The 10,293-nt window shown below is 70.8% G+C and carries 4 protein-coding genes and 1 pseudogene; 3 read left to right on the top strand and 2 right to left on the bottom strand.

The window, feature by feature from the left end:
- The first annotated feature begins 103 nt into the window (after window positions 1-103).
- The gene (locus ACWEN3_RS32340) at window positions 104-2,770 is read left to right on the top strand and encodes a SpoIIE family protein phosphatase (protein ID WP_452978015.1); all 2,667 of its coding nucleotides are present in this window, start codon (window positions 104-106) and stop codon (window positions 2,768-2,770) included.
- Between the two features lie 73 nt (window positions 2,771-2,843).
- On the opposite strand, the gene acnA is transcribed toward ACWEN3_RS32340, so the two are convergent.
- A complete protein-coding gene (acnA, locus tag ACWEN3_RS32335) occupies window positions 2,844-5,561 on the bottom strand; it encodes an aconitate hydratase AcnA (protein WP_452978012.1) in 2,718 nt (905 codons plus the stop codon).
- 358 nt (window positions 5,562-5,919) lie between these two features.
- Here acnA and ACWEN3_RS32330 point away from each other — a divergent pair, with 358 nt between their 5' ends.
- Window positions 5,920-7,449 carry a helix-turn-helix domain-containing protein gene (locus ACWEN3_RS32330; RefSeq protein WP_452978009.1) on the top strand — a complete coding sequence of 510 codons (1,530 nt, stop codon included), beginning with the start codon at window positions 5,920-5,922 and terminating at the stop codon, window positions 7,447-7,449.
- Window positions 7,450-7,688: 239 nt separating this feature from the next.
- Window positions 7,689-10,004, top strand: a complete 2,316-nt coding sequence (locus tag ACWEN3_RS32325) for a SpoIIE family protein phosphatase (RefSeq protein ID WP_452978006.1) — start codon at window positions 7,689-7,691, stop codon at window positions 10,002-10,004.
- A 9-nt stretch (window positions 10,005-10,013) separates the two neighbouring features.
- On the opposite strand, the pseudogene ACWEN3_RS32320 reads toward ACWEN3_RS32325, so the two are convergent.
- Window positions 10,014-10,293, bottom strand: a pseudogene (locus ACWEN3_RS32320) (MFS transporter); the annotation flags it as partial.

Here is a 10,293-nt window from a genome sequence, read left to right as displayed (position 1 = left end):
GCCTGGTCGGCCTCGTCGTCGATGATCAACGCCGGGCAGTCCTGCAAGTAGTCCGCTGCCTTCTCCAGCCACCGCGCCAGCTTGCGCAGCACCGTAGCGTTCTGTGATCGGCAAGAGCCCGCGGAGCGTCGCCGGACAGGTCTTCCTGCTCCAGGTGGTCCTGGTGGTGCTGCTCGTACTGTGCGCAGTCCTCGCCCTCGTCGTGCAGTCGGAACGGGACACCGGTGCCGAGGCCAGGCGCCGTTCCATCGCCGTCGCCGAGACCTTCGCCCACTCCCCCGGCATCCTGCAGGCGCTGAAGACCCCTCATCCCTCGACGATCCTGCAGCCGCTCACCGAGGCGGGGCGCAGGGCCGCGGGCGTCGACTTCATCGTCGTCATGAACACCAAGGGCATCCGTTACACCCATCCCATGCCGAGCAAGATCGGGAAGCGGTTCGTGGGCCAGATCGCGCCGTCCCTGGCCGGCCAGATCTACACCGAGGAGGTCCACGGCCCGCTCGGCCACGAGGTCCAGGCGACCGTTCCCATCGACGACGCGCACGGCCATGTGACCGCGCTCGTCTCCGCCGGTCTGAAGGTCAAGAACGTCACCAACGAGGTGGACCGGCAGCTGCCGATCATCTTCGCCGCCGGGGCCGGAGCGTTCGTGCTGTCGACCGGCGGCACCGCGCTGGTGGGCCGGCGGCTGCGGCGGCAGACCCACAGCCTGGCCCCGGCCGAGATGACCCGCATGTACGAGCACCACGACACGGTGCTGCACTCGGTGCGGGAGGGCGTGCTCATCGTCGGTGACGGCGGGCGGCTGCTGCTGGCCAACGACGAGGGCCGGCGCCTGCTGGGCCTGCCCGCCGAGGCCGAGGGACGGTACGTGTCCGAGCTGCCGGGCCTGGACCCGGAGACGGTGGAGCTGCTTGTCTCCGGGCGTGAGGCCACCGACGAGGTGCTCTTCGCCGGGGAGCGGCTGCTGGCGGTCAACCAGCGGCCCACGGACCGCGCAGGAGGCCCCACGGGCACCGTGGTGACCCTCCGGGACACCACCGAGCTCCAGGCACTGTCCGGCCGCGCGGAGGTCGCCCGGGAGCGGCTCAAGCTGCTCTACGACGCCGGTCTGGGCGTCGGCACCAGCCTGGACGTCGCCCGCACGGCGGAGGAGCTGGTCCAGGTCGCCGTCCCGCGCTTCGCCGACTTCGTCACCGTGGACCTGGGCGACGCCGTGCTGCACGGCGAGGAGCCGCCCCCCACGGCGACGGACCTGCGGCGCATCGCCGTGCACGGCATCCGGGACGACCACCCGCTCTACGAGAAGGGCCGGCTGATCGACTTCCTGCCGTCCACCCCGCAGGCGCGGGGCTACGGCAGCGGCCGCGCCGAGCTGGTGCCCGACCTGTCCACGGCGACGGGCTGGCGGGCCCAGGACCCGCAGCGCACCCGGGAGATCCTGGACTACGGCATCCAGTCGCTGATCGTGGCCCCGATCCGGGCCCGCGGTGTCGTCCTGGGCATGGCCAACTTCTACCGCGCCAAACGGGACTCCTTCGACGAGGAGGACCTGTCGCTGGCGGAGGAGCTGGTGGCCCGCGCCGCCGTCAGCATCGACAACGCCCGCCGGTACACCCGCGAGCACACCCTGGCGGTCACCCTCCAGCGCAGCCTGCTGCCGCGGGCGCTGCCCGAGCAGAGCGCGCTCGACGTCGGCTACCGCTACCTCCCCGCCCAGTCGGGCGTGAGCGGCGACTGGTTCGACGTGATCCCGCTGCCGGGCAGCCGGGTGGCGCTGGCCGTGGGCGACGTGGTGGGGCACGGCCTGCACGCCGCCGCCACCATGGGCCGGCTGCGGACCGCGGTGCACAACTTCTCCACCCTGGACCTGCCGCCCGACGAGCTGCTGAGCCATCTGGACGACCTGGTCGGCCGCATCGACCAGGACGAGGCCTGCTCGGAGACCGCGGGCGAGATCGTCGGCGCCACCTGTCTGTACGCGATCTACGACCCCGTGACGCGCCGCTGCACCATGGCCCGCGCCGGGCATCTGGCGCCGGCGCTGGTCCAGCCCGACGGCAGCGTCACCTTCCCCGACCTGCCGGCCGGCCCGCCGCTCGGCCTCGGGGGCCTGCCGTTCCAGACGGCCGAGCTGGAGCTGGCCGAGGGCACCCAGCTCGTGATGTACACCGACGGCCTCATCGAGGACCGCACCCGCGATCTGGACGAGGGCATGGAGCTGCTCCGCCAGGCGCTCGCCGGCCACCCCGACCGGTCCCCGGACGCCAGCTGCCAGGCGGTGCTGGACGAGCTGCTCCCGCACGGGCCCAAGGACGACGTCGCGCTGCTCGTCGCACGCACCCGGGCGCTCTCGCCCGACCAGGTCGCCGACTGGGACGTGCCGCGCGATCCGGCCGCCGTGTCGCGGATGCGCCTCGCCGTGTCCGAGAAGCTGGAGGAGTGGGGCCTGGCCGAACTCGGCTTCGGCATGGAACTGGTCCTGAGCGAACTCGTCACCAACGCCATCCGCTACGGCTCCGACCCGATCCATCTGCGCCTGATCCGGGACCGCACGCTGATCTGCGAGGTGGCCGACGGCAGCAGCACCTCGCCGCACCTGCGCTACGCCGCGACGACCGACGAGGGCGGCCGGGGCCTGTTCCTGGTGCAGCAGATGACCGAGCGGTGGGGCACCAGGTACTCGCCGAACGGCAAGGTGATCTGGGCCGAGATGGCGCTGGGACAGGTCCCCGACCTGCCGCTGCCGGACCTCGACATGGACTGGTGAGCGCCCACGGAGACGGCGGAGGGCCGCACCCCCGGTGCCGGGGATGCGGCCCTCGACCGCTGTGCCGTGCCGCTTACTTGCGGATCAGGCTGCGCAGCACGTACTGCATGATGCCGCCGTTGCGGTAGTAGTCGGCCTCACCGGGGGTGTCGATGCGGACGACCGCGTCGAACTCGACACCGCTGTCGGTGGTGACCTTGACCGTGCGCGGCGTGGTGCCGTTGTTCAGCTCCTCGACACCGGTGAAGGAGAAGGTCTCCTCGCCGGTCAGGCCGAGGGACTCGGCGGACCGGCCCTCCGGGAACTGGAGCGGCAGGACGCCCATGCCGATGAGGTTCGAGCGGTGGATGCGCTCGTACGACTCGGCGATGACGGCCTTGACGCCGAGCAGCGCGGTGCCCTTGGCCGCCCAGTCGCGGGACGAGCCGGAGCCGTACTCCTTGCCGGCCAGGACGACCAGCGGGATGCCCTGCTCGATGTAGTTGCGGGAGGCGTCGTAGATGAACGACACCGGCCCGTCCGCCTGGGTGAAGTCGCGGGTGTAGCCGCCCTCGGTGCCCGGCGCGATCTGGTTGCGCAGGCGGATGTTGGCGAACGTGCCGCGGATCATGACCTCGTGGTTGCCTCGGCGGGAGCCGTAGGAGTTGAAGTCACGACGCTCCACACCGTGCTCGGTGAGGTACGTGCCGGCCGGGGTGTCGGCCTTGATGGCGCCGGCCGGGGAGATGTGGTCGGTGGTGACCGAGTCGCCCAGCTTGGCGAGGACGCGGGCGCCGGCGATGTCGGAGACCGCCTCCGGCTCCATGCCCATGCCCTCGAAGTACGGGGGCTTGCGGACGTACGTGGACTCCGCGTCCCACTCGAAGGTGTTGCCGGTCGGGACCGGGAGGGACTGCCACTGGGCGTCGCCCGCGAAGACGTCGGCGTAGGACGCGCTGAACATGTCCTCGCCGATGGCGTTCGCCACGACGTCGTTGACCTCGGCCTCGGAGGGCCAGATGTCCTTCAGGAAGACCGGGTTGCCGTCCTGGTCGGCGCCCAGGGCGTCACGGGTGATGTCCACCTTCATGGAGCCCGCGATGGCGTACGCGACGACCAGCGGCGGGGACGCCAGGTAGTTCATCTTGACGTCGGGGTTGATGCGGCCCTCGAAGTTCCGGTTGCCGGAGAGGACCGAGGTGACCGCGAGGTCGTGGTCGTTGACGGCCTTGGAGACCTCCTCCGGCAGCGGGCCGGAGTTGCCGATGCAGGTGGTGCAGCCGTAGCCGACCAGGTTGAAGCCCAGCTTGTCGAGGTACGGCGTGAGGCCGGCCCGCTCGAAGTAGTCGGTGACGACCTTCGAGCCCGGGGCGAGGGTGGACTTGACCCACGGCTTGCGGGTCAGGCCCTTCTCGACCGCCTTCTTGGCGACCAGGGCGGCGCCGATCATGACGTACGGGTTGGAGGTGTTGGTGCAGGAGGTGATGGCCGCGACCGTCACCGCGCCGTGGTCCAGCTCGTAGGTCGTGCCGTCGGGGGCGGTGACCTGGACCGGGTTGGAGGGGGCGCCGTTCGGGTGGATGGCCGGGGCGTCGGAGGCCGGGAAGGACTCCACGCCCGCCTCGTCCACGACGTCCACGTAGTTGCGCACGTCCAGCTTGAACTGCTCGGCGGCGTTGGCGAGGACGATGCGGTCCTGCGGGCGCTTCGGGCCGGCGATGGACGGGACGACCGTGGACAGGTCCAGCTCGAGCTTCTCGGAGAAGTCCGGCTCGGCCTTCGGGTCCAGCCAGAGGCCCTGCTCCTTGGCGTAGGCCTCGACGAGCGCGACCTGCTGCTCGGAGCGGCCGGTCAGGCGCAGGTAGTTCAGGGTCTCGTCGTCGATCGGGAAGATCGCGGCGGTGGAGCCGAACTCCGGCGACATGTTGCCGATGGTGGCGCGGTTGGCCAGGGAGGTGGCGGCCACGCCCTCGCCGTAGAACTCGACGAACTTGCCGACCACACCGTGCTTGCGGAGCATCTCGGTGATGGTGAGCACCAGGTCGGTGGCCGTCGTGCCCGGCTGCAGCTCGCCGGTGAGCTTGAAGCCGACGACGCGCGGGATGAGCATGGAGACCGGCTGGCCGAGCATGGCGGCCTCGGCCTCGATGCCGCCGACGCCCCAGCCGAGGACGCCGAGGCCGTTGACCATGGTGGTGTGCGAGTCGGTGCCGACCAGGGTGTCCGGGTAGGCCTTGCCGTCGCGGACCATCACGACACGGGCCAGGTGCTCGATGTTCACCTGGTGCACGATGCCGGTGCCCGGCGGGACGACCTTGAACTCGTCGAAGGCGGTCTGGCCCCAGCGCAGGAACTGGTAGCGCTCCTTGTTGCGGCCGTACTCCAGCTCGACGTTCTGCTTGAAGGCGTCGTTGGTGCCGAACTTGTCGGCGATGACGGAGTGGTCGATGACCAGCTCGGCCGGCGCCAGCGGGTTGATCTTGGCGGCGTCGCCGCCGAGCTCCTTCACGGCCTCGCGCATGGTCGCGAGGTCCACGACGCAGGGAACGCCGGTGAAGTCCTGCATGATCACGCGGGCCGGCGTGAACTGGATCTCCTGGCTGGGCTGGGCGCTGGAGTCCCAGCCGCCGAGCGCGCGGATGTGGTCGGCGGTGATGTTCGCGCCGTCCTCCGTGCGGAGCAGGTTCTCCAGCAGGACCTTGAGGCTGTACGGCAGGCGGGCCGAGCCCTCCACCTTGTCCAGCCGGAAGATCTCGTACGACTCGTCGCCCACCTGCAGCGTGCTGCGGGCGTCGAAGCTGTTCGCCGACACGACAGTCTCCTTCATTGATGTGCGCGTACCACCGTCAATCCTGCCGCCACGCCGGCTGGGCCGATCCGCTAAGGTAAGGCTAAGTTAGGTAACCCTTACTAGGTGGCGACTGCGGTGCGCCTGGCAGATATCTCGATGTCGAGATAACTCTAGTACATGGCCGCCGACTGGTCATGCCCGGCCGGGCCGGGCCCTGCCGTTTTCCGCCGGCGACACGGCGAACCGGACCAGCGTGCAGATATCGGGTGAATCACCCACAGGTACGACATCCCCCGGGAACCCGCAGGTCACTGACGCGCCGTCACCCGAATGGACCCCCCAACGGGCGCCATCTCATATCTGAGATAACCTCAACCCCATGGCAGACGATTACCTCGTACGCATCGGCAAGCTCATCCGTGATGCCCGGCAACACCGCGGCTGGACACAGACGCAGCTCGCGGAGGCGCTGGGCACCAGCCAGAGCGCGGTCAACCGCATCGAGCGGGGCAACCAGAACATCAGCCTTGAGATGATCGCCCGCATCGGTGAGGCCCTGGACAGCGAGATCGTGTCGCTGGGCTACGCCGGCCCGATGCATCTGCGGGTCGTCGGCGGCCGCCGGCTGTCCGGCGCCATCGACGTGAAGACCAGCAAGAACGCCTGCGTGGCACTGCTGTGCGCCTCGCTGCTGAACAAGGGGCGGACGGTGCTGCGCAGGGTCGCGCGCATCGAGGAGGTGTACCGCCTGCTGGAGGTCCTGAACTCCATCGGCGTCCGCACCCGCTGGATCAACGGCGGCGTCGACCTGGAGCTGGTGCCGCCCGCCGAGCTGGAGATGGCGGCGATCGACGCGGAGGCGGCCGTACGGACCCGGTCGATCATCATGTTCCTCGGCCCGCTGCTGCACCGCATGGACCACTTCAAGCTGCCGTACGCGGGCGGCTGCGACCTCGGCACCCGGACCATCGAGCCGCACATGATCGCGCTGCGCCGCTTCGGCCTCGACGTCGCGGCCACCGAGGGCCAGTATCACGCGCAGGTGGACCGCGCGGTCCGCCCCGACCGCCCGATCGTGCTGACCGAGCGCGGCGACACCGTGACCGAGAACGCGCTGCTGGCCGCCGCACGGCACGACGGCGTGACGGTCATCCGCAACGCCTCCTCCAACTACATGGTCCAGGACCTGTGCTTCTTCCTGGAGGCCCTGGGCGTCCGGGTGGAGGGCATCGGCACCACCACGCTCACCGTGCACGGCGTGCCGAACATCGACTCCGACGTGGACTACTCCCCCTCCGAGGACCCGGTCGAGGCGATGAGCCTGCTGGCCGCCGCCGTGGTGACCGAGTCGGAGCTGACGGTGCGCCGGGTGCCGATCGAGTTCCTGGAGATCGAGCTGGCGGTCCTGGAGGAGATGGGCCTCGACCACGACCGCAGCCCCGAGTACTTCGCGGACAACGGCCGTACCCGGCTGGTGGACCTCACGGTGCGGCCGTCCAAGCTGGAGGCGCCGATCGACAAGATCCACCCCATGCCCTTCCCGGGCCTGAACATCGACAACGTCCCGTTCTTCGCGGCGATCGCGGCGGTGGCGACCGGCCAGACCCTGATCCACGACTGGGTCTACGACAACCGCGCGATCTACCTGACCGACCTCAACCGCCTCGGTGGCCGGCTGCAACTGCTGGACCCGCACCGGGTGCTGGTCGAGGGCCCGACCCGCTGGCGCGCCGCCGAGATGATGTGCCCGCCGGCCCTGCGCCCCGCCGTGGTCGTCCTGCTGGCGATGATGGCGGCCGAGGGCACGTCGGTGCTGCGCAACGTCTACGTCATCAATCGCGGTTACGAGGACCTCGCCGAGCGCCTCAACTCCATCGGGGCGCAGATCGAGATCTTCCGGGACATCTGACCCCCCGCCCACGCATCCGCCGCCGTACCTCCAGGAGGAGGTGCGGCGGCGTTTTCGTGCCTGTTTTCCGGCGTGGGGCGGTGAAGCGGGCGGACGCGGGCACGGAGCGGTCAGCACGATCATCGGCGGCAACAGGTTCGGGCGGGGTGGGATCACTAAGCGACAAGCCGTCCCGGCGGCGTGCGGACTCCACTGGAATGGCGCGTCTCATGGTGAGCCCGGGGGGGGCGAGTATGGCAATGAGCGACTTGGTCGCGGCGGTACCGACGGATGCCGTCGGCTCGGTGGCGCGGGATGCGTGCCGGTGCGGTGTCCCTGCCCAGAGGGGAGGCCCGGGAGCCGCGGAGGAGAAGTTCCGGGGGCTGCTGGAGGCGGCGCCGGACGCCATGGTCATCGTCGACGACACCGGCATGATCCGCCTCGTCAACGCACAGACCGAAGCGCTCTTCGGCTACCGCCGCGAGGAACTCCTCGGCCGCCCCGTCGAACTCCTCGTCCCCGGCCGCTTCCGCAACCACCACACCGAACACCGCAACGCCTACACCCACAACCAGCAGGTCCGCCCCATGGGCGCCGGACTCGACCTCTACGGACTGCGCAAGGACGGCACCGAGTTCCCCGTCGAGATCAGCCTCAGCCCACTGGAGACCGCCGACGGACTCCTCGTCTCCGCCGCCGTACGCGACGTCAGCGAACGCAAGGCGGCCGAAGAGAGGTTCCGGGGGCTGCTGGAGGCGGCGCCGGACGCCATGGTCATCGTCGACGACACCGGCATGATCCGCCTCGTCAACGCACAGACCGAAGCGCTCTTCGGCTACCGCCGCGAGGAACTCCTCGGCCGCCCCGTCGAACTCCTCGTCCCCGGCCGCTTCCGCAACCACCACACCGAACACCGCAACGCCTACACCCACAACCAGCAGGTCCGCCCCATGGGCGCCGGACTCGACCTCTACGGACTGCGCAAGGACGGCACCGAGTTCCCCGTCGAGATCAGCCTCAGCCCACTGGAGACCGCCGACGGACTCCTCGTCTCCGCCGCCGTACGCGACGTCAGCGAACGCAAGGCGGCCGAGGAGCGCATCAACGAACTCGCCGCGATCGTCGAGTCCTCGCAGGACGCCATCCTCGCCAAGACCCTCGACGGCCGCATCACGTACTGGAACGCCGCGGCCCAGCGGCTCTACGGGTTCACCGCGGACGAGGTCCTCGGACAGCACGTGTCCGTGCTGGCGCCGACCGAGCGCAGGGACGAGATCACGCGGCTCCTGCAGCGGCTGCGCAGGGGCGAGAAGGTCGAGCACTTCGAGACGCTGCGGGTCACCCGCTCCGGAGGGCTGCTGGACGTGGACGTCACCCTGTGGCCGACGCGGGCCCGCAACGGCAGTGTCGTCGGTGCATGCGCGATCGTCCGGGACATCAGCGACCGCAAGCGCGCCGAGGCCGAGCTGACGGAACTCTACGAGCAGCAGCGGCACATCGCCCTCACGCTGCAGCGCAGCCTCATGGGTACGCCGCCCGCCATACCCGGCCTCGCCACCGCCAGCCGCTACCGTCCGGCGACCCAGGGCGCCGGCGTGGGCGGCGACTGGTTCGACCTGATCCCGCTGGGCGCCGGCCGGGTCGGGGTGCTGATCGGCGACGTGATGGGCCGGGGCCTGGAGGCCGCCGCCGTCATGGGCCAACTCCGTTCCGCCGCACACGCGTTGGCGAAGACCGGGGTGCAGCCGCGGCAGCTGATGCAGACACTGGAGAGCGTCGTCGCCGATCTCGACGTCCCCGACCAGCTGGTCACCTGCTGTTACCTGGTGATCGCCGCAGACACGGCGGAGGTGACCATGTGCTCCGCCGGTCACCTGCCCGTCCTCGTCGCCGCCCCCGGCCGGAGCGTCCGGGTGCTACCGGCACCCGTGAACGCTCCGCTCGGCGTCGGCGGTGTGATCTACGAGCAGTGCAGCACCACGGTCGCGCCCGGCTCCACCCTCGTGCTGTACACGGACGGTCTGATCGAGACCCCGGGGACCGACATCGAGGACCAGCTCACCCAGCTGATCGCCACGCTGGACACGCTCCCGGGCACGCCGCCCGACCTGGAGGCCGCCGCCGACCACGTCCTGTCCACGCTGCTGCCCGGCGCGGACGGGCACGACGACGTCACGCTGCTGCTGACGCAGTTGCCCGCGGCTCCGCTGGCCACGGTCGCGACGGACCTGCCCGCCACCGCCGAGTCGGTGCCGGCGGGCCGCGAGTTCCTGGACAAGGCGCTCGTCGCGTGGGGCTGCGCGCAGTCGGCGGACGACGCCCTGCTGCTGCTCTCCGAAGTCCTCACCAACGCCGTCCAGCACGCCCAGGGCCCGATCGGGGTGCATGTGTGCCGCACCGACACCGCCCTGACCGTGGAGGTCAGCGACCGCAGCCTGCACCTGCCCCAGCCGCGCCTCGCGGCGGAGGACGACGAGTCCGGCCGCGGGCTCCTGCTCGTCCGCGCCCTGGCCCACGACTGGGGCGTACGCCCGACGGACGAGGGGAAGACGACCTGGTTCAGCCTCAAGCTGTGAGGGCCCGGGTCACCCCGCGGCCGCCGGTACGCGGGCGCGCCAGGGGATCCAGGTCGCGGTCAGCGTCACGACCAGCGCCGAGGCCGCGACCGTCGCCATCCCCGGGGTCAGTCCCGCCGCCCCGGCGACGAGGCCGATCAGGGCCGGCCCGGCCAGCAGTCCCGTGGTGCCCATCGCGGCGACCAGGGCCAGGGCGTCGGAGCCGCGTTCGGCGGCGGCCACGTACACGCACGGGGTGACGGCGGCCGCGCCGAGGCCGACGCAGGCGAAGCCGAACAGCGTGGGGACC

It is taken from the genome of Streptomyces sp. NPDC004561 (genome assembly GCF_053602155.1).
Note: the sequence above shows the minus strand (reverse complement) of the source record. Positions and strands in the feature narration are given on the sequence as shown.

Coding starts and splice junctions, on each gene's coding strand:
- ACWEN3_RS32325 (WP_452978006.1), top strand. CDS start 7,689: ATGAGCGACTTGGTCGCGGCGGTACCGACGGATGCCGTCGGCTCGGTG.
- ACWEN3_RS32330 (WP_452978009.1), top strand. CDS start 5,920: ATGGCAGACGATTACCTCGTACGCATCGGCAAGCTCATCCGTGATGCC.